This window comes from Nocardioides euryhalodurans (assembly GCF_004564375.1).
GTDB lineage: Bacteria > Actinomycetota > Actinomycetes > Propionibacteriales > Nocardioidaceae > Nocardioides > Nocardioides euryhalodurans.
Genome location: NZ_CP038267.1, coordinates 751,455 through 774,569, shown reverse-complemented (window position 1 = coordinate 774,569; position 23,115 = coordinate 751,455). Strand labels below are relative to the sequence as shown.

Here is a 23,115-nt window from a genome sequence, read left to right as displayed (position 1 = left end):
GGGTGGGGGCGGGCTCAGCTGGCGCTCAGCCTCCGGGCGTACGCGACCAGGGTGGTGACCGCGAAGCCGGTGCCGCCCGGGGTGACGTGCCCGTACGCCGAGCCGGAGTGGAACGACGGCCCGGCGATGTCGAGGTGGGCCCACGGGAGGTCGTCGGTGAACTCGCGCAGGAACGCGCCGGCGTAGAGACCGCCGCCCCAGCGCACCCAGTCGTGCTGGAGGAGGTCGGCGATCTTGCTGCTGCGGACCCGCTCGGTCATCTGCTCCGGCAGCGGCATCGGCCAGTGGGACTCGCCGGCCTCGCCGGCCGCGGCCAGGACGGCGTCGACGACCTCGTCGCTGCCCATCACGCCCCCGACGCGGTCGCCCAGCGCCAGCACCATGTGGCCGGTGAGCGTCGCGACGTCGAGCACGACGTCGGGCTTGGACTCGGTGGCGCGGACGAGGGCGTCGGCGAGGATCAGCCGGCCCTCGGCGTCGGTGTTCATGATCTCGACGGTCTTGCCGCCGTACATCCGCAGCACGTCACCGGGTCGGGTGGCCGAGCCGGACACCATGTTCTCGGCCATCGGGACGAAGGTGCTGACCTTGACCGGGAGCCGCAGCGCGGCGATCGCCAGCGTCGCCTGGACGACGGCGGCGGCGCCCGCCATGTCGGACTTCATGTCGGACATGCTCTGGGCTGGCTTGATCGACAGCCCGCCCGAGTCGAAGGTGATGCCCTTGCCGACCAGCGCGAGGTGGGTCCTCGCGCCGCGCGGGCTGTAGGACAGCTCCACCAGCCGCGGGGGAGCGTCGGAGCCCTGGCCGACGCCGAGGATGCCGCCGCAGCCGAGCTCGGCGAGCTGCTTCTCGTCATGGACGGTGACCTTCACCTTGGCCTTGCCGCGGCCCTTGCTCGCCTCGGCGGCCGCGTCGGCGACGGCGTCCGCGAAGGCGGGCGGGCGCAGGTCGCCCGGTGGCGTGTTGACCCAGTCGCGGGTGGTCGCGACCGCCCGGGCCAGCACCTGGGCGGACTCGAAGGCCTCGCTCGCCTCGTCCTTGCGGGCGATGCTGCTGAGCACGGTGACGGTCCCGGGCGCGGTGCTGCCTCCGGAGTCCTTCTTGTACGTCGTGAACGTGTAGCCGCCGAGGTGCCATCCCTCGGTCACGGCGCGGACGAGCGCCGGCGTACCGGCCGGCAGGGCCAGCGCGACGGAGGCGGCGTTGGTGACCGACCGGGCCGCGGCGCCGGCGGCACGCCGGACGGAGACCTGGTCGGCCTCCTCGCCGAGCCCGACGAGCACCAGCAGCGGGGAGGAGAGGGTGCCGCCGGACGGCACCTTGTGCACCTCGCCGGCCTTGCCGGTCACACCCAGGGAGGCCAGCAGCGGACGGAGCTTGCGGCCGTACGCCTTGGCGACGTCGTCGCCCCCCTCGGCCAGCTGCGCCCCCGACTTGTGCTCGAGGACGCCGACGACGACGGCGTCGGCGCGGGTCTTGGCGGGGTTGGCGGAACGCAGCTGGTAACTGATCACCGACGCAGGATAGCCACCCGGTCACACGCCACCGCTGCGGTAGGTTCGCCCGCATGAGCGAGACCGACCTGCGGCAGTCGCCCCTCCACGAACGACACGTCGCCCTCGGGGCGAAGCTCGCCGCGTTCGGGGGCTGGTCGATGCCTGTCGAGTACCCCTCCGGCACCGTCAGGGAGCACACCGCGGTGCGGACCGCGGTCGGCGTCTTCGACGTCAGCCACCTCGGCAAGGCGATGGTGACCGGTCCGGGGGCCGCGGCCCACGTCAACGCGACGCTGACCAACGACCTCGGCCGCATCGGCCACGGCCGGGCGCAGTACACGCTGTGCTGCGACGACGCCACCGGCGGCATCGTCGACGACCTGATCGCCTACTACCAGGACGACGAGCACGTGCTGCTCGTCCCGAACGCCGCCAACACGGCCGAGGTCGTGCGCAGGCTGCGCGCCGACGCGCCCGAGGGCGTCCAGGTCATCGACCACCACACCGAGTACGCCGTGCTCGCCGTCCAGGGCACGAAGTCCGACGAGGTGCTGACCCGGGTCGGGCTGCCGGCCGGCCACGACTACATGTCCTTCATCGAGGGCACGTTCCAGGACGCGGGCGTCGTGGTCTGCCGCACCGGTTACACCGGCGAGCGGGGCTACGAGCTGATCGTGCGCAACGAGGCCGCCGGCGCGCTCTGGGACGCGCTGCTGGCGGCGGGCGAGGAGTTCGGGATCCTCCCGTGCGGCCTCGGCTCGCGCGACACGCTCCGCACCGAGATGGGCTACCCCCTCCACGGCCAGGACATCACCCTCGACGTGACCCCGGTGCAGGCCCGGCTCGGGTGGGCGGTCGGGTGGAGGAAGGACCGCTTCTGGGGCCGCGACGTGCTGCTCGCCGAGAAGGAGGCAGGCCCCCAGCGGCTCCTCCGCGGCCTGGTCGCGACCGGACGGGGCATCCCACGGCCCGGCATGCGGGTCTCGCTCACCCACGACGTCCCGCTCTGCGAGATCACCTCGGGGACCTTCAGCCCGACGCTCAAGAAAGGCATCGGCCTCGCACTGGTGCCCACCATGGTCGATGCCGACGCGGAGGTCGGCGTCGACGTGCGCGGGCGCCGCGAGGTCTTCCAGCTCGTCAAGCCCCCGTTCGTCGACACCAGCGTCCGGGAGGCCTGATGTTGCCCGACCAGCCACCCACCTTCCGCCAGCCCGACCCGGCCGAGCGGCCGTGGTGGTGGCGCCTCGAGGACTCCGCCGGCAGTGAGGTCGAGGTGGCCGGCGAGCTCGCGGGGCAGCGCTTTCCCAGCCAGGCGGACGCCGAGTCGTGGGTCGGGGAGATCTGGGCGGACCTGGCAGCGGAAGGTGTCGACCAGGTGACGCTCTTCGAGCAGGACCGGCAGGTCTACGGCCCGATGTCGCTGCACGCCTGACCCGGTCGTCCCACATCCGGACCGGCTGCGGCTCCGAAGCCCTCAGGACCGCGACCCGCGAGGCCGGGACACGGCTGTGCCGGCAGGGTGAGGATGGGAGACATGCGCCGAGGACGTGAGTTCGCCAGCTGGCTGGTGGCCCGGTGGCCGGCGCTGGTGCGGACCCTGGTCTTCCTCGGGCACCGGCAGGCCGAGGCCGAGGAGATCGCGGTCGAGGGCCTGGCCCGGGCCCTGCCCGGGTGGGAGCGGGAGCAGCGCGACGGCGACGTCGAGGTGCACGTCTACCGCGCCGTCCTCGACGCCCGGGCCCGCGTGCTCCGCCGTTCCGGCGACCGGCCGGTCCCCGATCCCGAGCCGGTGGAGCTGCCTCCCGGGCTCACCGACCGGCTCGAGCGGCGCCGGGCGCTGGAGACCTGGCTCGCCGAGCTCTCACCGGAGGACCGGACCCGGCTGGTGCTGCTCCACGTGGCCGAGCTGTCCGAGGACGAGGTGGACGACGTCGCCGGCGGTACGGGCCCGCTCCCGCCGATGCCGTTCCCCGGGCCCGACGTGCGCGACGCCTGCGAGGCCGTGCCCGTCCCTCCCGCGCCGGTCGCCGTCGTCGCTGCGCGGGCGCGTCGACGGCGCCGGGACGCCTGGACCCGGGGCCTTGCCGCCGCCGCCGTGCTCGCCGTGGTGGCCGGGGCCGTCACCTGGTGGGCGGCCCGGCCCGCCGAGGACGGCCAGGGCGACGTACGGCCGGCGAGCAACCCGCTGCCCCTCCCGTGGTACGCCGACGGGACCCTCCACCTGGCCGACGTGGTCGTGGAGACTCCCGAGGTGCTGCAGCTGGCCGACGTGCCGGACGGCGTGGTCCTCAGCGACGCCGACGGCCACGTCGTCCACGTCGACGGGTCCGGCGACCAGCAGCGGATCGGCGAGACCGTCGCCGGCTCGCGGCTGGCGGTGGACCACGACAACGGCTGGGTGGCCTGGGCCGACCCTGGCGACGGCGACCCCCAGCTGGTCGTCCACGACACGCTCGCCGGCGAGGAGGTCGGTCGCCGCTCCCTGGCCGGGTCGGCCGACGGCGGTGGTCAGCCCGTGGGCGACAGCGAGCCGATCGCCCTCGAGGGCGAGCGCGTCTACTACAGCTCGCCCGACGGCGACTTCGCCTGGGAGCCGCTGCTCGACATCTCCTTCGCGCTGGCGGGGAGCATGGTGGACACCGCCGAGGGAGCCCGCATCTCCCGCTTCGACGACCAGCTGCGGATGACGCCGATCCCGCTGGGCAGCGGCGTGGTGGTCGACGCCGAGGACGCCCGGCTCACCCCTGACGGTCGCTACGCGTTCGTGGTCAGGGACGGGCAGCTCGCGGTCTACGACGTGGCCACGGCCGAGCCCATCGACCGGATGTACTCCCCGAGCGACGAGGCCGTCTCGTGGGCGTACCGCGAGGGCACCTTCGTCTTCGCCGTGCTCCACATGCTGCAGGACAAGACCTACCAGGACATGCTCCAGATGCCGTCCGAGGGCAACTACCGTCTCTACGCCTGTCGACCGGAGCTCGCCACCCCTTGCCGGAAGCTGGGCGAGGTGCCGGAGGAGGTTCCCGACCCGCCCGTCTTCGCACAGTGACCTCGACGGACTCCACTAGCGTGGACCCGTGCGCAGCTTCCGGCAGGTCGACGTCTTCTCCCACGTCCCCGTGGGCGGCAACCCCGTGGCGGTCGTCCACGACGCGGAGGGGCTCGACGAGGCCCGGATGCAGGCCTTCGCCCACTGGACGAACCTGAGCGAGACGACCTTCCTGCTGCCGCCGACGACCCCCGACGCCGACTACCGGCTGCGGATCTTCACGCCGGCGGAGGAGCTCCCGTTCGCCGGCCACCCCACGATCGGCTCCGCGCACGCCTGGCTCGAGGCGGGCGGTACGCCGGCCTCGTCGGACCGGGTCGTCCAGGAGTGCGGCGCGGGCCTGGTGACGGTGCGGCGGTCGGGCCGGCTCGCCTTCGCAGCACCGCCGCTGACCCGGTCGGGCCCGGTCGACCTCGCCGACCGCGCGCGCATCGCCGTCGCGCTCGGGGTCGACGAGTCCGAGCTGCTCGAGCTGGCGTGGATCGACAACGGCCCCGGCTGGGTGGGCGTGCTGCTGCGCGACGACCGCGCTGTCCTCGACCTCGATCCCGACTGGAGCCTGTTCGGCGAGCTCAAGATCGGCGTGGTCGGCCCGCGCGCCGAGGGCGACACGGCGTGCGAGGTGCGCGCCTTCTGCCCCGGGTACGGCATCCCGGAGGACCCGGTCACGGGCAGCCTCAACGCCGGCATCGCCCAGTGGCTCGCCGGGACCGTGCTGCCGACGGCGTACGTCGCCGCCCAGGGGACGGTCCTCGGGCGCACCGGGCGGGTCCACGTGGAGCGTGACGGCGACACGGTCTGGATCGGCGGCGACGCGCGGACGGTCGTCCGGGGCGACGTCTCGCTCGACTGAGCCGGCTGCGGAGCCGCGGCTTCCTCCTGGTCTGCAGCGAGGGGCATGCGACTGAGTGGGTCGATGGGGCCACGCGACGCAGCAACGTGGCGCCAACGACCCACTGGCCCAGAGGTGGGTGGTGGCGGGCGGTGGGTGGTCCCTGCGTTCATCCGTGCCCGCGGCAGGGGAGCCAGGCCCGGCGAGGGCATGCGTTGGACTGCGTCGATGGGGCCACGCCACGCAGCGAGGTGGCGCCACCGACCCACCGGCCGGAGCGGCCCAGCGGGAACTTCTCGCCGAACGAGGCGACCTGCCGAGCCGCGTCGCGGACTCCCGCGTGGCGCTCGACTAGGCTCGACACATGCAGGCGTACCTGGACCTCCTCCAGCGGATCCTCGACGAGGGCGCCGACAAGGGAGACCGCACCGGCACGGGCACGCTGAGCGTCTTCGGCCACCAGATGCGCTTCGACCTCACCGAGGGCTTCCCGCTGGTCACGACCAAGAAGGTCCACACGCGGTCGGTCTTCGCCGAGCTGCTGTGGTTCCTGCGCGGCGACACCAATGTGAAGTGGCTGCAGGACCGCGGCGTGACGATCTGGGACGAGTGGGCCGACGAGGACGGCGACCTCGGCCCGGTCTACGGCTACCAGTGGCGGTCCTGGCCGACGCCCGACGGCCGCCACGTCGACCAGGTCGCCCAGCTCGTCGACAACCTGCGAGCCGACCCCGACAGCCGGCGCCACATCGTCTCGGCCTGGAACGTCGCCGACATCCCCCAGATGGCGCTCGCCCCGTGCCACGCGTTCTTCCAGTTCTACGTCGCCGAGGGCCGACTCTCCTGCCAGCTCTACCAGCGCAGCGCCGACGTCTTCCTCGGCGTGCCGTTCAACATCGCCTCGTACGCCCTGCTCACCCACATGGTCGCGCAGGTCACGGGGCTCGAGGTCGGTGACTTCGTCCACACCCTCGGCGACGCCCACCTCTACACCAACCACCTCGACCAGGCCCGGCTGCAGCTCACCCGGGAGCCGCGGCCGCTGCCCCGGCTGGTGCTCGACCCCACCGTGACCGACCTCGACGGCTTCGACCTCGAGCACATCGCGGTCGAGGGCTACGACCCCCACCCCGGCATCAAGGCGCCGATTGCGGTCTGAGCAGCGGGTCGTCCTGATCGCGGCGGTCGCCGCCAACGGGGTGATCGGTGACGCCGGCTCCATCCCGTGGCACCTCCCCGCCGACTTCGCCCACTTCAAGGCGACCACGCTCGGCCACACGCTGGTCATGGGCCGGGCGACGTACGACTCCATCGGGCGCCCGCTCCCGGGTCGCACCACCGTGGTGCTGACGCGTGACCCGGCCTGGTCTGCCGGTGACGAGCGGGTGCTCGTGGCCGGCTCGCTGGAGGAGGCGCTCCGGCTCGCCGCCGACCTGCCGGGGGACGTCTACGTCGCCGGTGGGGCGCAGGTCTACGCCGCGGCCCTCCCGCTGGCGGACGCGCAGGTCCTCTCGGAGGTGCACGCCTCGCCCGAGGGCGACACCGTCTATCCCTCGTTCGACCGGGCGGAGTGGCGGGAGGCCTCCCGCGAGCCGGGGGACGGGTTCGACGTCGTCCGCTGGGAGCGCAAGCCGTAGGGTCCGCCCCATGCCTGCCAGCCAGCCGACGATCCTCGCCACCTCGGGCGGCTACGTCGTCCCGGAGCGGGGCGACCTGGCCTTCGGCGGTCTGGTCCACCACGCCGTCGCGCTCGCGCAGCCGACGGGGGAGCCCCGGATCTGCCAGGTCGGCACGGCCTCGGGCGACCAGCGGTGGTGGAACGCCCGTTTCGACGAGGCCGCCTTCCGGGCCGGCTACCGCGCCAGCCACCTCAACCTCTTCCCGATGCCCGGCTACGACGACGTCGAGGCCCACCTGATGGCGCAGGACGTGGTCTGGGTCAACGGCGGCTCGGTGGTCAACCTGCTGGCGGTCTGGCGCGCCCACGGCCTCGACGAGATCCTCCGCCGGGTCTGGCAGGCCGGGGTGGTGCTGGCCGGGATCAGCGCCGGCTCCATCTGCTGGTTCGAAGGCGGAACCACCGACTCGTACGGCCCCCGGCTCGACGCGGTGACCAACGGCCTGGGCTTCCTGCCCTACGGCAACGGCGTCCACTACGACGTCGAGGAGCGGCGCCGTCCCCTCGTGCACCGGCTGGTGGCCGACGGCACGCTGCCGACGACCCACTGCACCGACGACGGCGTCGGTCTGGTCTACCGCGGGACCGAGCTCGTCGAGGCGGTGGCCGAGAACGGCCGCGGCTGCGCCTACGTCGTCAGCCGCGGCCCGGACGGCCGGGCCGTCGAGGAGCCGCTCGAGACCCGGCGGCTGTGACCCGGACGGTGCGGTGCGTCAGGCTCGAGCGCGGGTCACGACACGGCAGCCGGCGCCAGGCACGCAGAGGGTGGGCCCGGCCCTGCGGCCGCTCCACCGTCCGTGGGGGAGGTCCCGGCCGCTGACGACGTCGCGGCCCCAGGCGAGGCTGCGCAGGTCGAGCTCGGTGCACACGGCACGGTCGTCGACGTTGCGGCAGAAGGCGACCCCGCGCGGTGCGGAGACGAACGCCCGCGACAGCGGGTCGCCGGGGCGGGTGCGCGGCTCCGTGGTGCGGGTCCTCCAGCCCCGCTCGACGAGCGTGGCGCAGGAGGCCCGGTCACCGAGGGTGCCGCAGCGTGAGGGCCCCACGTCGGTCGCGACCCAGGTGGCGTACGCCGGCTGCTCCCGACGTGCGTCGACCCGGTCGAAGCCCCAGCTCCGCGTGGCGAGGTCGAGCGGGACGCAGGCGGTGGCGCTGGTCCCGCCGGGCAGGACCCTGCAGAACCAGACGCGCCCCTGGTCGTCGGGGAGGAACGTGCGGGTGCCCTCGAGGCCCCACGGCACGTGCCGCCCGGTCCGGACGGTGTGCCAGCCGTCGAGGGTCCGCAGCCGGCAGCCGACGCGCTGGTCGCGCTCGGTGCCGAGGCGCCCGCAGACGGCAGTGCTGTCCCCGGCCGCGACGACGACGCCGCTGCCGTCGAGGAAGCGGCCCTGCATCCGGCGCGACGCGGGTTCGCCCTGGGAGCGCGCCGCCGTGGCAGGCCCGGAGACGTTGCCGGCGGCGTCGAGCGCAAGCACGGTGTAGGTGTAGGCGTGGTCGGGGGAGGCCTGCCGGTCGACGTACGCCGGAGCTTCCGTCTCGGCGACCTGCACGCCGTTGCGCAGCACCCGGTAGCCGGTCACGCCGATGTCGTCGGCGGGGACCTTCCAGGTCACGGCCACGGCGTCGTCGGCCGAGACGGCCCGCACCGGTTCGGGTCGGTCCGGCGCGGTGTAGTCGACGGGGACGATGTCGGCGAGGTGGAGGAACTTGTCCGGCCAGCTCGAGTCGCCCGGATAGACGGTGGTGACGTGGAAGCCGTTGTGGCCGTCGGTGTTCATCTCGGAGATGACGACGCTGCCGTCGCTGTTGACGTCCTCGACGTAGGACACGTGGCCGCGGGCGTACCAGCCGACCGCGCCGACTGCCGGGACCTCGTTCGGCTTGTAGCCCTGGCCCCGGGCGACCTTCGCCCACTCCGAGGCGTTGCCCCAGTGCCGGCCCTCGAACCAGTTGCTGAAGGCGAGCCCGTTGCGCTGCCCGAGCCGGTAGGCCACCCACGAGGTGCACTGGCCCTGGAAGAACCCGAGGCCGTCGTTGACGCAGCCGCCCGAGCCGACGTCGCTCTCGTCGCAGTCGGGAGCGGCCGGCCAGGGGTAGCCGTAGCTGTCATGGGCGAGGTTGGTGCCGGGCACGCCGGTCCACACCGGCTCCTTCTCGGGCTTCTGGTCGGCCGGGCCTGCCTGCCCGGGCTGCTTCGGCGGGGTGGGTGCCGCCGGCGCCGGCGGCACCACCAGCAGCAGCGCCGCCGTCACGACGAGGAGCGCGAACGGCGTGCGCCACCGACGCGAGTCCGTGTGGTGGTTGGCCACGATGTCCCTCCCGCAGAGCCGGAGCGCCCGTCCTGCCCCGTGACCACGGGCGCTGCGCCATCGTCAGCCAGGCCGGACGGGGCGCGGAGCCGAACGGCGAAACATGACCCAGACGGACTACTCGGGCGTGGTCAGCGGATACCCTGACCGCATGAGTGCCGCACCCGCCCCCGAGGTTCCGTTCGGCCGGATGCTCACCGCGATGGCCACGGCCTTCCACGCCGACGGCTCGGTCGACCTCGAGCAGACCGCGGCGATCGCGTCCCACCTCGTCGACCACGGCCACGACGGGGTCGTCGTGAGCGGCACGACGGGGGAGTCGGCCACCACCTCGGACGTCGAGAACGCCGACATCCTGCGCGCCGTGCGCGACGCCGTGGGCGGCCGGGCGAGCGTCGTGGCGGGGGTGGGCACCAACGCCACCCCCCACTCGGTGGAGCTGGCGCGACAGGCCGAGAAGCTCGGCGTCGACGGGCTGCTCCTCGTGACTCCCTACTACAGCAAGCCCTCCCAGGCCGGCGTCCTTCACCACTTCACCGAGGTCGCCCGCGCCACGGAGGTGCCGGTGATGCTCTACGACGTGCCCGGCCGGACCGGCACCACGATCTCCCTGGCGACCTACGAGGGGGCAGCGGCCCTCGACACGGTGGTCGCGGTCAAGGACGCCACGGGCGACTTCGCGCGCGGCGTACGCCTGCTCGACCTGGGCTACGCCGTCTACTCCGGCGACGACCACGCCCACCTCGGCTGGCTCGCCCACGGGGCCTGCGGCTTCGTGTCGGTCGCCGGCCACGCCTGCGGCCGTGAGCTGGCGTCGCTGGCCGAGTCCTTCCTCGCCGGCGACCACACCGGGGCGCTGGACCTCTACCGCCGACTGCTCCCGACCTTCGACGCGATGATGTCGGTGCCCAACTACGGGGCCACCACCGCCAAGGCTGCCCTGGAGCTGCTCGGCGTGATCGACAACCGCCACGTGCGGTCCCCCCTGCTCCCCCTGGACGAGACGGAGGTCGCCGCCCTGCGCGACGGCCTCGCGGCGTCCGGGCTCCTCTGACGGAAGCGAACACATGTCCCACCCCCATCCCGAGCTGACCGCGCCCGCCGACCTCGCACCCGGAGGCCTGCGGATCACCCCTCTCGGGGGGCTCGGCGAGGTCGGCCGCAACATGACGGTCTTCGAGTACGACGGACGGCTGCTGGTCGTCGACTGCGGCGTGCTCTTCCCTGAGGAGCACCACCCGGGCGTCGACCTGATCCTTCCGGACTTCGAGCCGATCCGTGACCGGCTCGACGCGATCGAGGCCCTCGTGCTCACCCACGGGCACGAGGACCACATCGGCGCCACGCCCTTCCTGCTGCGCGAGCGGGGTGACATCCCGCTCGTCGGCTCGGAGCTGACGCTGGCCCTGCTCGACAGCAAGCTGCGCGAGCACCGGCTGCGCGAGACCGTCCACCACAAGGTCAAGGAGGGCGACCGGATCACGTTCGGGCCCTTCGACCTCGAGTTCGTCGCGGTCAACCACTCGATCCCCGACGCCCTGGCCGTTGCGATCCGCACGGGCGCCGGCATGGTGCTCCACACCGGCGACTTCAAGATGGACCAGCTCCCGCTGGACGGACGGATCACGGACCTGCGCGCCTTCGCGCGGCTCGGCGAGGAGGGGGTCGACCTCTTCCTCACCGACTCGACCAACGCCGAGGTGCCGGGCTTCACGACTTCCGAGAAGGAGATCTCGCCGGTCCTGGAGCGGGTCTTCCACGAGAGCCGCCAGCGGATCATCGTCGCCTGCTTCGCCTCCCACGTGCACCGCGTGCAGCAGGTGCTCGACGCCGCCGTCGAGCACGGCCGCAAGGTCGCGTACGTCGGCCGCTCCATGGTCCGCAACATGGCGATCGCGCGCGACCTCGGCTACCTCACCGTGCCTGCCGGCGTGCTGGTGGACGCCAAGGAGCTGGCCGACCTCCCACCGGAGCGTCAGGTGCTGATCTCGACCGGCAGCCAGGGGGAGCCGCTGAGCGCCCTGAGCCGGATCGCCCAGCGCAACCACAACTTCGTGCACATCGAGGAGGGCGACACCGTCGTCCTCGCGTCCTCGCTGATCCCCGGCAACGAGAACGCCGTCTTCCGGGTCATCAACGGGTTGGCCCGCTGGGGGGCGAACGTCGTCCACAAGGGCAACGCCCTGGTGCACGTCAGCGGCCACGCGTCGGCCGGCGAGCTCCTCTACTGCTACAACATCGTCAAGCCGCGCAACGTGCTCCCGGTCCACGGCGAGATCCGGCACATGCTGGCCAACGCCGCGCTGGCGCGCGCCACCGGCGTCCCCGCCGAGAACGTCGTGCTCGCCGAGGACGGCGTGGTGGTCGACCTGGTCGACGGCCGCGCCCGCGTGGCGGGCAAGGTCGAGTGCGGTTACGTCTTCGTCGACGGCTCCTCCGTGGGCGACATCACCGAGTCCGACCTCAAGGACCGGCGAATCCTCGGCGAAGAGGGGTTCATCTCTGTCATCGTGGTCGTCGACTCCGTCACCGGAAAGGTGGCGGGCGGTCCGGAGATCCATGCCCGGGGATTCGCGGAGGACGACTCGACCTTCGACGACATCCGGCAACCGATCATCGACGCACTGGACCGCGCCGTGGCCGACGGGGTCGCCGACTCCTACCAGCTGCAGCAGACGGTGCGGCGGGTCGTGGGTCGGTGGGTCAGCAACAGGCATCGTCGTCGGCCGATGATCATCCCCGTGGTGATCGAGGCCTGAGCAGGGCGGGAGGGGACATGGCGCGGTCCGACACGTTCCACGCCGACGGAGTCCGACGCCTCTACGAGGTCACCCGCCGCGTCATCGGCTCGACCGACCTCGCCGAGGTCCTCGAGGAGATCGCGCAGGGGGTCGTCGAGGGGCTGGGCTACGGCGTGGCGGCGATCGCCCGGCTCGAGGGCGACACGCTGGTGATGACCGCCTGCGCGGGACCTGAGGACGTGCGCGAGCAGATCATCGGCCGGCGTACGCCCGCGTCGCTCATCCTGGAGGAGTTCCGGATGGCCGACCACTGGGGGATCCTGCGCTTCCTGCCCCACGAGCGGCTCCCGTCGGAGACGGTCGAGAGCCTGTGGGTCCCGTCGCTCTCGGTGAGCCCGGACCCCGAGGCGTGGCACCCGCTCGACACGCTCTACGCCCCCCTCTACTCCTCCAACGGCGAGCTCCTCGGCAACATGGCCGTCGACCTGCCGCCGGGCAACAAGGTTCCCGACCAGCAGGGTCGCGAGCTGCTCGAGATGTTCGTCGTCCAGGCAGGTCTGGCCCTGGAGCACGCGCAGCGCCGCGAGCAGCTGAGCCGCCAGGTCCGCCTCGGCGAGGCGCTCAAGACGCTGGCGTTCTCGGTCCACCGCGACCTCGACGACGGACTCCGCGGTGCGGCGCAGGCCCTGTCCGAGGCCCTGGACTCACCGCAGGTGACGGTGCGGTGCTTCGCCGACAACGCCGCCGACCCGATCGAGTCCTCGGCCGGCTTCCCCGACGACCCTCGCGCCCCGGCCGGGACGGTCGAGGCGATCCGGTCCGCGCTGACGCGCCGGGCGGGGGAGGGGCTGGTGCGCCCCTACACGATCGCGGCGATGCCGGAGCCGGGCGAGGAGGGTGACGCCGCCGTCGACGTCGTTCGCCCCCACCTCGCGGCCCACCACTGGGGTGGCTGCCTGCTCGCGCCGATCGGGGTCGACCGCGAGGTGCTCGGCTACCTCGTCGTGCTCCGCCGGCCCGACCAGTCGCCCTTCGAGGAGGAGGAGCTCGACGCGGTCCACGAGGCCGGTCGCGAGCTCGGCCGCCTGGTGCGCGACGCCCGGCTGCGGCGGACCGAGCTGCGGCTGGTCTCCGAGCTGCGCGAGCTCGACCGCTACAAGGGCGAGCTGATCGCGACCATCAGCCACGAGCTCAAGACGCCGCTCACCTCGATCATGGGCCACACCGAGCTGCTCGCCGACGCGGGCGTGCAGCCCACCTCCGTCGACGCCATCGCCCGCAACGCGGCGCGGCTCGACCGGCTGGTGACCAACCTCCTCAACTACTCCCGCATCCAGAGCCGACGTGAGATCGAACGCGTCCCCGTGGACCTTGCCGAGCTGTGTCGCGCGGCCGCGGAGATGCTCCGGGTCCAGGCCGACGGCGCCGGGGTCGAGATCCGGCTGGAGCTTCCGGAGGCTCCGGTGGTGGTCCTGGGCGACCGGGAGGACCTCCCCAAGGTCGTCGACAACCTCTGCAGCAACGCCGTCAAGTACACCCAGCGCGGCGGGCAGGTGACCATCCTGGTCCACGCCGACGACGGGGCGGCGCGGGTGGTGGTGAGCGACACCGGGCTCGGGATCTCGCGCCAGGACCAGGTCCACCTCTTCTCTGCCTTCCACCGCTCGACCAACCCCGACGCCCTCACCATCCCGGGCACCGGGCTGGGGCTCGCCATCTCCCGGACCATCGCCGAGGCGCACGGCGGGACCATCGAGGTCGAGTCCGACCTGGGCAAGGGGAGCACCTTCGTGCTGACCGTGCCGCTGGCCGGGGAGTGAGCCCGCAGCCGACACGCATCGTGTGGTCCGTGTGACTGGTGTGACTGTGGCCTAGCCTTCACACCATGGCGACCCGTACGTCTTCCCCGCCGGGGTCGCGGAGCAAGAGCACGTCCTCGTCCCGGTCCTCCGGGAGCTCACGAGGCGGCTCGACCTCCCGACCACGGAGTACCCGCAAGGGCACCAGCAGCCGCAGCGCGTCCTCGTCCAGGAGCGCGGCGGCCAAGAAGCGCACCTCGACGAAGAAGCGCCGTCCCGCTCCTCGTGCCGTCCGCTCCGGGCAGGGCCCGGTCTCGCGGGGCTTCGGCGCGCTCGGTCGGGGCGTCGCGGCGACCTGGATGGCCGCCGCCCACGGCGTCGGCGCCGGCGCGCGCCGGATCGGTGGTGCCGCCCGTGACCTCGAGCCCGAGCAGCGCCGCGACGGCGTCGGGCTCTTCCTGATCGGGCTGGCGGTCGTCGCGGCGGCCGCCGTGTGGTGGCAGCTTCCCGGCGGCGCCATGGACGTGGCCCGGACGGTCGTCTCCGGCTCCGTCGGCAAGGTCGGCTGGCTGGTCCCCGTGATGCTGGTGCTGATCGGCTGGCGCAACATGCGCGACCCCGAGCACAACGGTCCTGCCGGACGGCAGGTGATCGGCTGGCTCGCGCTCGCCTTCGGCTCCCTCGGGATAGTCCACATCGCCAGCGGCAACCCGCAGCCCGAGCTCGGTGACGCCTCGCAGCTCCAGTTCGGCGGCGGGGCGGTCGGCTTCGTCGTGTCCAGCCTGCTGCTCGACCTGCTGCGCTCTCCCTACGTCGTGGTGCCGCTGCTGGTGCTGATCGCGGTCTTCGGCGTCCTGGTCATCACCGCGACGCCCGTCTACCAGGTGCCGGTCCGGCTCGCCGAGCTGCGCGACCGGATGCTCGGCCGTACCCCCGTCGAGGAGCCCGGAGCCGACGACACCACCCAGCCGATGCGCACCCGGCGCGGGCGGGCGCTCGACGACGTCGACCCCGAGATGGGTGACCCGGCCTACGACTCGCCCGTGCTCGAGGAGCGCGAGCGGAAGTCCCGCCGCAAGAAGGTCGAGCCCCTCGCGGAGGAGCCGCCGACCGAGCCGACCCCGGTCGTCGACCCGCGCGCCGACCTCGAGCCGCCGCCCCACACGCCGATCCCGCAGCGGGTGGAGCAGCTCGCCCTCTCCGGTGACATCACCTACTCGCTGCCCGACAACGCGATCCTCAAGCCCGGGTCCGTCCACAAGGCGCGCTCCAAGGCCAGCGACGCGGTCGTCGACCGACTCACCCAGGTCCTCGAGGAGTTCGGGATCGACGCCCAGGTCACGGGCTACACCCGCGGACCGACGGTCACCCGCTACGAGGTCGAGCTCGGACCGGCGGTCAAGGTCGAGAAGGTCACCGCCCTCTCCAAGAACATCGCCTACGCCGTCGCCTCCGCGGACGTGCGGATCCTCAGCCCGATCCCCGGCAAGTCGGCGATCGGCATCGAGATCCCCAACCTCGACAAGGAGATCGTCTCCCTCGGCGACGTGCTCCGCTCCGGCGTCGCGCGCGGCGACCACCACCCGATGGTGGCCGGCCTCGGCAAGGACGTCGAGGGCGGGTTCGTGGTGGCCAACCTCGCGAAGATGCCCCACCTGCTGGTGGCCGGCGCGACCGGCTCCGGCAAGTCGTCGTTCATCAACTCGATGATCAGCTCGGTGCTGGTGCGCTCCACGCCCGACGAGGTGCGGATGATCCTGGTCGACCCCAAGCGGGTCGAGCTCAACGCCTACGAGGGCATCCCGCACCTCATCACCCCGATCATCACCAACCCCAAGAAGGCCGCCGAGGCGCTGCAGTGGGTCGTGCGCGAGATGGACATGCGCTACGACGACCTCGCCAACTTCGGGTTCCGCCACATCGACGACTTCAACAAGGCGGTGCGCGGGGGCAGGGTGGAGCTGCCGGCGGGGAGCGAGCGCGAGCTGTCGCCCTACCCCTACCTGCTGGTGGTCGTCGACGAGCTGGCCGACCTGATGATGGTCGCCCCGCGCGACGTCGAGGACTCGGTGGTCCGGATCACCCAGCTGGCCCGTGCGGCCGGCATCCACCTGGTGCTCGCCACGCAGCGGCCCAGCGTCGACGTGGTGACCGGCCTGATCAAGGCCAACGTCCCGTCGCGGCTCGCCTTCGCCACCTCCTCGCTCGCCGACAGCCGGGTCATCCTCGACCAGCCGGGTGCCGAGAAGCTGGTCGGCCAGGGTGACGGGCTGTTCCTGCCGATGGGCGCCTCCAAGCCGGTGCGCGTCCAGGGCTCCTGGGTGACCGAGGCCGAGATCCACCAGGTCGTCGGCCACTGCAAGCAGCAGCTCGAGCCGACGTACGTCGACGAGGTGACCGCTCCGGCGCAGGCCAAGCGCGAGCTCGACGACGACATCGGCGACGACATGGAGCTCGTGGTGCAGGCCATCGAGCTGGTCGTCTCCACGCAGTTCGGGTCGACCTCGATGCTGCAGCGCAAGCTCCGGGTCGGTTTCGCGAAGGCGGGCCGGCTGATGGACATCCTCGAGAGTCGCGGGGTGGTCGGACCCAGTGAGGGCTCCAAGGCCCGTGACGTGCTCGTGAAGCCCGACGAGATCGACGGCGTGATCGCCACTGTGCAGGGGGAGGCCTGATGAGCAGCCTGGAGTCCGCACCTGTCCTCGACGACAGGGCAGACGGGAACGACGAGACCGAGGACGGCAACCGGACGGCGCTGACGCTGGCCCCCGACGCCGTCGAGGTACGCCGCAACGCCGGCCTCGCCGCGCTGGTCGGTGGCCTCGCGTCCGCGGTGGCCATCGCCTACCTCGCCCGGGCCTCCGCCACGGGCGCGACGCTCGACTGGGTGCTGGCCGGCGTGCTGGGCCTGCTCGGGGTCGCACACCTGGTGGCGCTGGTCGACGCCCGTACGCCCCTGCTCGTGGCCGACGCCCAGGGCGTCCGGTTGCGGCTCGGTCGTGACTGGCGCGGCCTGCCCTGGGGCGCCCTGAGCCGGGTCGAGCACACGCCGCGCCGCGGACTGCTGCGCGACGGGCGGCTGGCGATGGTGGTGCACAACCCGGCCCGCCTGGTCGAGGAGCTCGACCGCAGCGGCCGGCGCCAGTCGCGGCTGAGCCAGCGGCTCTACGGCGCGCCGTTCGCCGTGCCGCTCGGGCTGACGACGCGCGTCACCGGCGCCGGTGACGACCTGACCGCGGCGCTGGCCGTCCTCTCCGGAGGCACCAGCCGCGTGGTCGAGATCGCCCCCGCGTCGACGACCGAGGAGGAGGTCACCGACGAGCCCCAGGGTGCGGTCGCTGCTCCCGCCGAGGTGGCTCCGGTCCCGGAGCCCGAGGTCGCGGTTCCGGTCGAGACGGTGCCCGACGACGCCGGGGCCGAGGCGTTCGAGGGGCACGACGGGGAGCCGCTGCCGACGTCCGGTCCGCGACCCCGGATCGCCCACGCCATCTTCCGGGTCTCCGGCTGGCGCCAGCGTCGCCGTGACGAGCAGGACGCGGAGCTCGACGACGTCGAGCCCGTCGACGAGGTGGACGAGCCCGCGGAGCCGGAGGGCCCGGTCAGCGCCACGCCCAGCCCGCTGCGCGAGCACACCCCGGCGGTCCGCGCCGAGGTCCGTCGTGAGGCCGAGACCGAGGACGAGGAGCTCGCCGGGCGCGAGCAGCGCCGGCCCGGCAGCGTCAGCCTGGTCGAGGACACCGTGGTCTGGGGCGAGCGGGTCTCGCCGATCGCCAGGGCCGGCCACGCGGTCGAGCCGCTGCTGATCAGCGACCCCGGCGTGGAGCCGGCCGAGGACCCGGTCATCGGACCGGAGTTCGCGGCCGCCCGGACCCGGCTCGGGCTGACGGTCGACCAGCTGGCCGACCGGACCCGGATCCGTCCCCACGTCATCGAGTCGATCGAGGTCGACGACTTCGCCCCGTGCGGCGGTGACTTCTACGCTCGCGGCCACCTGCGCACGCTCGCCCGGGTGCTCGGCGTGGACGTCGCCCCGCTGCTCTCGACGTACGACGACCGCTACGCCGACGCCCCGATCAACCCCCGCCGGGTGTTCGAGGCCGAGCTCGCCACCGGTGCCCACGGCTCGATCCGCGGCACCCGCGGCGGACCGAACTGGTCGGTGCTCGTCGCCGTGGTGATGGCACTCGTGCTCGCGTGGTCGGTCGTGCGCCTGATCACCGACAGCCCGGTCGAGCTGCGCAGCGACACCCCGGTGCTCAACGGCTCCGCGGGCGTGGACAACGGGCAGGGGAGGGCGGCGCCGAAGGTGCCGGTGCTGCTGACCGCCGAGGGCGGCGGCGCCCAGGTCGTGCTCCGCGACGGGACCGGCACGGTCGTCTTCGACGGCGGCCTGGCCTTCGGGGAGAGCCGCACGTTCCAGGTCTCGCCGCCGGTGAGGATCCAGACGTCCGACGGTTCGCTGACCGCCACCGTGGACGGCGAGGAGCGGGGCGCGCTCGGCGTGACGGGGGAGCGGGCGACCGACATCTTCACCGTCACGGGGTGACCAGGGTCACCGGCCGGACCCGCCGAGGCGGGGTTGCCGGGCCGGAGGCGGCATACTCGTGAGGAGCATGAGCACTCCCACGCGCCGTCCCGAGCCCGCCTCCCTCCCCGACCAGCCGCTGTCGGTCGCCCTGGTGACCCTCGGCTGCGCCCGCAACGAGGTCGACTCCGAGGAGCTCGCCGGGCGGCTCGCCGCCGACGGCTTCATGCTCGTCGACGACGCCGGGAGCGCCGACACGGTCGTGGTCAACACCTGCGGGTTCGTCGAGGCGGCCAAGAAGGACAGCGTCGACACGCTGCTCGAGGCGGCCGACCTGAAGGCCGCCGGGACCACCCAGGCCGTCGTCGCCGTGGGCTGCCTCGCCGAGCGCTACGGCAAGGACCTGGCCGAGTCGCTCCCCGAGGCCGACGCCGTGCTCGGCTTCGACGACTACCCCGACATCGCGGCCCGGCTGCGGTCGATCGTCGCGGGCGAGACGCACCACCCCCACACCCCGCAGGACCGGCGCAAGCTGCTGCCGATCAGCCCCGTCGACCGTGCGACCTCCGTCGACGACATCAGCGTCCCGGGGCTGGGTGGGCCACGTGCCGTGCGCCGGCGGCTCGACGGCGGACCGATGTCGCCGCTCAAGCTGGCGAGCGGCTGCGACCGGCGCTGCTCGTTCTGCGCCATCCCCAGCTTCCGCGGCTCGTTCGTGAGCCGTCGCCCCTCCGACGTGCTCGGCGAGGCGGTGTGGCTGGCAGGCCAGGGCGTCCGCGAGGTGTTCCTCGTGAGCGAGAACTCCACGTCGTACGGCAAGGACCTCGGTGACCTGAGGCTGCTCGAGACGCTGCTGCCCGAGCTCGCCGCGGTCGAGGGGATCGACCGCGTGCGGGTGTCCTACCTCCAGCCCGCCGAGACCCGGCCGGGCCTGGTGGAGGCGATCGCGACCACGCCCGGTGTCGCCCCGTACTTCGACCTGTCGTTCCAGCACGCGAGCGCCGACGTGCTGCGCCGGATGCGCCGCTTCGGCGACCCGGAGTCCTTCCTCGGGCTGCTCGACCAGGTGCGTGCGCTCGCGCCGGACGCGGGCGTGAGGTCCAACGTGATCGTCGGCTTCCCCGGGGAGACCGAGGCCGAGCTGCAGACGCTGTGCGACTTCCTGGTCGCGGCGCGGATGGACGTCACCGGGGTCTTCGGCTACTCCGACGAGGACGGCACCGAGGCCGCGTCCTACGGCGGCAAGCTGGACGAGGACGAGATCCGGGCCCGGACCGAGCACGTCACCAACCTCGTCGAGGAGCTCACCGCCCAGCGGGCCGAGGAGCGGATCGGCGAGACGGTCGAGGTGCTCGTCGAGCACGTCGACGACGACGAGGTGGTCGGTCGGGCCGCACACCAGGGGCCGGAGGTCGACGGGTCGACGTACCTCGTGGGGTCCGCCGCCCGGGTCGGCGACCTGGTCAGGGCCGAGGTCGTGGCCACCGAGGGCGTGGACCTGCACGCGAAGGAGTCGCCATGAGCGGCAGCAACAGCCTGGCCGGACGACAGCGGGGCAACCTGAACCTGCCCAACATCCTCACCGCGCTGCGCATCGTGATGGTGCCGTTCTTCGCGTGGGCGCTGCTCCAGGACGGTGGCGACTCGATCACCTGGCGGCTGGTGGCCTTCGCGATCTTCGTGGGCGCCATGATCACCGACAAGATCGACGGCGACCTCGCCCGCAAGCACGACCTGGTGACCAACTTCGGCAAGATCGCCGACCCGATCGCCGACAAGGCGATCACCGGCATGGCCTTCATCGGGCTCTCGATCGTCGGCGACATCTGGTGGTGGGTGACCATCGTGGTGCTGCTCCGCGAGTGGAGCGTGACGTTGCTGCGGCTCTCCGTCCTGCGCCACGTGGTGATCGCCGCGGCCAACAGCGGGAAGATCAAGACCACCCTGCAGGCCATCGCGCTCGCCGGCCTGACCCTGCCGCTGCCGCACGGCGACGCCCACGGGGGCGCCTTCGACCAGTTCGGCGTCGCCGGCGAGATCCTCTTCTACGCCGCGCAGCTCGCCCTCGCCGGTGCCGTCGTGATGACCCTGTGGTCGGGCTACGAGTTCTTCCGCGACGTGTGGCGCCAGCGACACCAGATGGGCTCCGAACGCACCGGCAACTGATCACAAGATCGTCACCGGATCTTCATCATGTCCTGACGCAGGACCGGCCAGACCCCGGGTTAGGGTGACCGCGCTTCCCCGCATCTGTCGCCTGGATCACTGACCCAGAAGGGGCCTTACCGCACCGTGTTCTCAACTCCATCACGCCGACGCCGGGGTCTGATCTCCGCCAGCGTCCTCGCGCTGACCGCAGCGCCACTCGCCGTCCTCACCGCCGCGCCGGCCCAGGCCGCACCGGTCACCGTCACCATCCTGGGAACCAACGACTTCCACGGCCGGCTGCTGCCGGACCGTGACATCCCCGGCGCTGCCGAGTACGCAGGGGCCGTCGAGCAGCTCAGGTCCGAGAACCCCAACACCCTCTTCGCCGCTGCCGGCGACCTGATCGGGGCGACGACCTTCGAGTCCTTCATCCAGGACGACAAGCCGACCATCGACGTCCTCAACGAGATGCAGCTCGATGTCTCCGCGGTGGGCAACCACGAGCTGGACAAGGGCTACGACGACCTCGTCAACCGGGTGATGGCCCCCGAGTCCGAGGCCAACCCCCGTGGCGGAGCCGAGTGGCAGTACGTCGCCGCCAACATCGACGAGCCCGCTGGCGCCGACCTGATCCCGCCGTCCTACACCCAGGACGTCGCAGGCGTGACCGTCGGCTTCGTCGGCGCGGTCACCGAGGACCTTCCGAGCCTCGTGTCGCCCGACGGCATCGAGGGCCTGACCGTGACCGACATCGTCGACGCGACCAACGCCGAGGCCGACCGGCTGGTGGCGGAGGAGGGCGCCGACCTGGTGGTGATGCTGGTGCACGAGGGCGCTCCCGCGACCGACTGCACCACCATGGCCGACCCCGACACGGCGTTCGGAGCGATCGTGAACGGCGTCGACGACGACGTCGACGCGATCATCTCGGGCCACACCCACCTGGCCTACAACTGCGCCCTGCCCAAGCCCACTGCCGGCACCCGGCCGGTGGTCTCCGCAGGTCAGTACGGCGCCAACCTGAACAAGCTCGACTTCGTGGTCGACGACGTGACCGGTGAGGTCTCCGGGGTCACCCAGAGCCTGATCAACCTCAACACCGCGGTCTACGAGCCGGACGCGGAGGTCGCGGCCATCGTCGAGACTGCCCGGATCGAGGGCGACGAGCTCGGCGCCGTCGAGCTCGGCGAGATCGGTGGGGCCTTCAAGCGGGCCGAGCGTCCTGCGCCCACCACGGAGGACCCGGACGCCGTCGCCGAGAACCGGGGCGGGGAGTCGACGCTGGGCAACGAGGTGGCCGAGGTCCAGCGCTGGGCGACCGACACCCAGATCGCGTTCATGAACCCGGGCGGTCTCCGGGCCGACATGGTCGGGAACCCGGTGGACCCCGAGGCCGAGGAGCCGGTCTTCGACTACCCGACCGAGCTCACCTACAAGCAGGCCGCCGTGGTGCAGCCGTTCGCCAACACGCTGATCACGATGGACATGACCGGTGCCCAGCTCAAGACCCTGCTCGAGCAGCAGTGGCAGCCGGGCCAGTCGCGGCCGTTCCTCAAGCTCGGCGTGTCCGACGGGTTCGAGTACACCTACGACCCGGCGGCTGCCCAGGGCGAGCGCATCGACCGGATCATGCTGGACGGCCAGGAGGTGGCGGCCGACGAGACGTACTCGGTCACCGCGAACTCCTTCATCGCCAGCGGTGGTGACAACTTCGCTGCGTTCACGCAGGCGACCAACAAGCGCGACAGCGGTCAGGTCGACCTCGAGGCGATGGTGGACTACATGGAGGAGTTCGCCTCCTCCTCGCCGCTGCGGCCCGACTTCGCGCAGCGTGCGGTGGGCGTCGACTGGCCCGAGGACGCTCCGTCGTCCTACGGCACCGGTGACACGGTCTCCGTCGACCTGTCCTCGCTCGCGATGACCGGGCCCGGGGACGTCCAGGACCGGGCGCTGCGGATCCTGTTCGCCGGCAAGCGGATCGGCTCGACCCCGGTCGACAACACGGTGGCCGACAACCAGGCCTTCGACGAGTCCGGCACGGCCTCGGTCGAGGTGGTCCTGCCTCGCTACGCCGGCAACCCGAGCCAGATCACCTTCGTCGGGCGCCGGACCGGCACCCGCCTGACCCTGCCGCTGGCGACGCGGACCCAGTCGAAGTCGTCGGCGACGATGACGCTGGGCGTCCGGCCGGACCGCGTCGTGCGCGACAGGACCCGGCCCCGCATCATCGTGCGGGTCCGCGCCGACGGTGAGCCGGCGGCCGGACGAGTCCTGCTGCGCGGCGCCGGCCAGACGGTCGTCACGAAGCTCGACGACCGGGGTCGTGCCGTGGCCCGCTTCGCCCCGATCCGCAGCCTCGGCCGGAAGACGGTGCGTGCTCGTTACCTCGGTGACGACGCGACCCGCGAGGTCGGCCAGCAGATCAGCTTCCGCGTCTTCAGGAAGTAGCAAGCAGCCGTGAGGGGCCTGTCCAGGCAGGCCCCTCACGACCGCACCGTCACCCCCAACCCGCCCCACTCCGTCCGGAGGCAC

At 72.6% G+C, this 23,115-nt stretch carries 18 protein-coding genes; 15 read left to right on the top strand and 3 right to left on the bottom strand.

Annotation, left to right across the window (positions count from 1 at the left end; all coding sequences use genetic code 11):
- Nucleotides 1–14: 14 nt before the first annotated feature.
- Nucleotides 15–1,517 (bottom strand): leucyl aminopeptidase, encoded by a 1,503-nt coding sequence (locus EXE57_RS03665; RefSeq protein WP_244246978.1) that lies wholly within the window; start codon nucleotides 1,515–1,517, stop codon nucleotides 15–17.
- A gap of 53 nt (nucleotides 1,518–1,570) precedes the next feature.
- Here EXE57_RS03665 and gcvT point away from each other — a divergent pair, with 53 nt between their 5' ends.
- The 7 genes from gcvT (at nucleotide 1,571) to EXE57_RS03630 (ending at nucleotide 7,756) form a co-directional block, all read left to right on the top strand.
- Nucleotides 1,571–2,680: a glycine cleavage system aminomethyltransferase GcvT gene (gcvT, locus tag EXE57_RS03660; RefSeq protein WP_135074101.1), complete on the top strand. Its 1,110-nt coding sequence runs from the start codon at nucleotides 1,571–1,573 to the stop codon at nucleotides 2,678–2,680.
- Entirely contained in the window at nucleotides 2,680–2,934 is a 255-nt protein-coding gene (locus EXE57_RS03655) for a hypothetical protein (protein WP_167305807.1), read from the top strand. Before gcvT ends, EXE57_RS03655 begins: the two co-directional genes overlap by 1 nt.
- Before the next feature lie 102 nt (nucleotides 2,935–3,036).
- The gene (locus EXE57_RS03650; protein WP_135074099.1) at nucleotides 3,037–4,551 is read left to right on the top strand and encodes a SigE family RNA polymerase sigma factor; all 1,515 of its coding nucleotides are present in this window, start codon (nucleotides 3,037–3,039) and stop codon (nucleotides 4,549–4,551) included.
- 28 nt (nucleotides 4,552–4,579) lie between these two features.
- Nucleotides 4,580–5,404 carry a PhzF family phenazine biosynthesis protein gene (locus tag EXE57_RS03645; RefSeq protein ID WP_135074097.1) on the top strand — a complete coding sequence of 275 codons (825 nt, stop codon included), beginning with the start codon at nucleotides 4,580–4,582 and terminating at the stop codon, nucleotides 5,402–5,404.
- Between the two features lie 343 nt (nucleotides 5,405–5,747).
- Nucleotides 5,748–6,542 carry a thymidylate synthase gene (locus EXE57_RS03640; protein WP_135074095.1) on the top strand — a complete coding sequence of 265 codons (795 nt, stop codon included), beginning with the start codon at nucleotides 5,748–5,750 and terminating at the stop codon, nucleotides 6,540–6,542.
- A complete protein-coding gene (locus EXE57_RS03635; protein ID WP_135074093.1) occupies nucleotides 6,532–7,020 on the top strand; it encodes a dihydrofolate reductase in 489 nt (162 codons plus the stop codon). Before EXE57_RS03640 ends, EXE57_RS03635 begins: the two co-directional genes overlap by 11 nt.
- Nucleotides 7,021–7,030: 10 nt before the next feature.
- The gene (locus EXE57_RS03630; RefSeq protein ID WP_135074091.1) at nucleotides 7,031–7,756 is read left to right on the top strand and encodes a Type 1 glutamine amidotransferase-like domain-containing protein; all 726 of its coding nucleotides are present in this window, start codon (nucleotides 7,031–7,033) and stop codon (nucleotides 7,754–7,756) included.
- Nucleotides 7,757–7,774: 18 nt separating this feature from the next.
- On the opposite strand, the gene EXE57_RS03625 is transcribed toward EXE57_RS03630, so the two are convergent.
- Nucleotides 7,775–9,370, bottom strand: coding sequence for a CHAP domain-containing protein (locus EXE57_RS03625; protein WP_167305806.1), 1,596 nt, complete (start codon nucleotides 9,368–9,370; stop codon nucleotides 7,775–7,777).
- 151 nt (nucleotides 9,371–9,521) lie between these two features.
- Here EXE57_RS03625 and dapA point away from each other — a divergent pair, with 151 nt between their 5' ends.
- From dapA to EXE57_RS03610, 3 genes are read left to right on the top strand one after another with little or no spacing between them, the layout of a single operon-like run.
- Nucleotides 9,522–10,424, top strand: coding sequence for a 4-hydroxy-tetrahydrodipicolinate synthase (dapA, locus tag EXE57_RS03620; RefSeq protein WP_135074087.1), 903 nt, complete (start codon nucleotides 9,522–9,524; stop codon nucleotides 10,422–10,424).
- A 13-nt stretch (nucleotides 10,425–10,437) separates the two neighbouring features.
- Nucleotides 10,438–12,129, top strand: coding sequence for a ribonuclease J (locus EXE57_RS03615; RefSeq protein WP_135074085.1), 1,692 nt, complete (start codon nucleotides 10,438–10,440; stop codon nucleotides 12,127–12,129).
- Nucleotides 12,130–12,146: 17 nt separating this feature from the next.
- On the top strand, nucleotides 12,147–13,931 hold the full coding sequence (locus tag EXE57_RS03610; RefSeq protein ID WP_135074083.1) for a sensor histidine kinase: 1,785 nt from the start codon (nucleotides 12,147–12,149) through the stop codon (nucleotides 13,929–13,931).
- Nucleotides 13,932–13,989: 58 nt separating this feature from the next.
- Here the strand turns inward: EXE57_RS03610 and EXE57_RS20090 are convergent, their stop codons facing one another.
- The gene (locus EXE57_RS20090) at nucleotides 13,990–14,157 is read right to left on the bottom strand and encodes a hypothetical protein (protein WP_244246977.1); all 168 of its coding nucleotides are present in this window, start codon (nucleotides 14,155–14,157) and stop codon (nucleotides 13,990–13,992) included.
- Nucleotides 14,158–14,269: 112 nt separating this feature from the next.
- Between EXE57_RS20090 and EXE57_RS03605 the strand changes: the two genes are divergently transcribed.
- The 5 genes from EXE57_RS03605 to EXE57_RS03585 all read left to right on the top strand — a co-directional run bounded on the left by EXE57_RS03605 (nucleotide 14,270) and on the right by EXE57_RS03585 (nucleotide 23,031).
- Nucleotides 14,270–16,585: an FtsK/SpoIIIE family DNA translocase gene (locus EXE57_RS03605; RefSeq protein ID WP_244246976.1), complete on the top strand. Its 2,316-nt coding sequence runs from the start codon at nucleotides 14,270–14,272 to the stop codon at nucleotides 16,583–16,585.
- Complete coding sequence (locus tag EXE57_RS03600; RefSeq protein WP_135074079.1) at nucleotides 16,585–18,456, top strand: helix-turn-helix domain-containing protein; 1,872 nt, start codon at nucleotides 16,585–16,587, stop codon at nucleotides 18,454–18,456. The genes EXE57_RS03605 and EXE57_RS03600 overlap by 1 nt, the downstream gene beginning before the upstream one ends.
- Before the next feature lie 118 nt (nucleotides 18,457–18,574).
- On the top strand, nucleotides 18,575–19,957 hold the full coding sequence (gene rimO, locus EXE57_RS03595; protein WP_208543050.1) for a 30S ribosomal protein S12 methylthiotransferase RimO: 1,383 nt from the start codon (nucleotides 18,575–18,577) through the stop codon (nucleotides 19,955–19,957).
- The gene (gene pgsA / locus EXE57_RS03590; protein ID WP_135074075.1) at nucleotides 19,954–20,601 is read left to right on the top strand and encodes a CDP-diacylglycerol--glycerol-3-phosphate 3-phosphatidyltransferase; all 648 of its coding nucleotides are present in this window, start codon (nucleotides 19,954–19,956) and stop codon (nucleotides 20,599–20,601) included. Before rimO ends, pgsA begins: the two co-directional genes overlap by 4 nt.
- Before the next feature lie 126 nt (nucleotides 20,602–20,727).
- Nucleotides 20,728–23,031: a bifunctional metallophosphatase/5'-nucleotidase gene (locus EXE57_RS03585; RefSeq protein WP_244246975.1), complete on the top strand. Its 2,304-nt coding sequence runs from the start codon at nucleotides 20,728–20,730 to the stop codon at nucleotides 23,029–23,031.
- Nucleotides 23,032–23,115 lie beyond the last annotated feature (84 nt).

Coding starts and splice junctions, on each gene's coding strand:
- EXE57_RS03610 (WP_135074083.1), top strand. CDS start 12,147: ATGGCGCGGTCCGACACGTTCCACGCCGACGGAGTCCGACGCCTCTAC.
- pgsA (WP_135074075.1), top strand. CDS start 19,954: ATGAGCGGCAGCAACAGCCTGGCCGGACGACAGCGGGGCAACCTGAAC.
- EXE57_RS03640 (WP_135074095.1), top strand. CDS start 5,748: ATGCAGGCGTACCTGGACCTCCTCCAGCGGATCCTCGACGAGGGCGCC.
- EXE57_RS03600 (WP_135074079.1), top strand. CDS start 16,585: ATGAGCAGCCTGGAGTCCGCACCTGTCCTCGACGACAGGGCAGACGGG.
- dapA (WP_135074087.1), top strand. CDS start 9,522: ATGAGTGCCGCACCCGCCCCCGAGGTTCCGTTCGGCCGGATGCTCACC.
- EXE57_RS03655 (WP_167305807.1), top strand. CDS start 2,680: ATGTTGCCCGACCAGCCACCCACCTTCCGCCAGCCCGACCCGGCCGAG.
- EXE57_RS03650 (WP_135074099.1), top strand. CDS start 3,037: ATGCGCCGAGGACGTGAGTTCGCCAGCTGGCTGGTGGCCCGGTGGCCG.
- gcvT (WP_135074101.1), top strand. CDS start 1,571: ATGAGCGAGACCGACCTGCGGCAGTCGCCCCTCCACGAACGACACGTC.
- EXE57_RS03630 (WP_135074091.1), top strand. CDS start 7,031: ATGCCTGCCAGCCAGCCGACGATCCTCGCCACCTCGGGCGGCTACGTC.
- EXE57_RS03615 (WP_135074085.1), top strand. CDS start 10,438: ATGTCCCACCCCCATCCCGAGCTGACCGCGCCCGCCGACCTCGCACCC.
- EXE57_RS03605 (WP_244246976.1), top strand. CDS start 14,270: ATGGCCGCCGCCCACGGCGTCGGCGCCGGCGCGCGCCGGATCGGTGGT.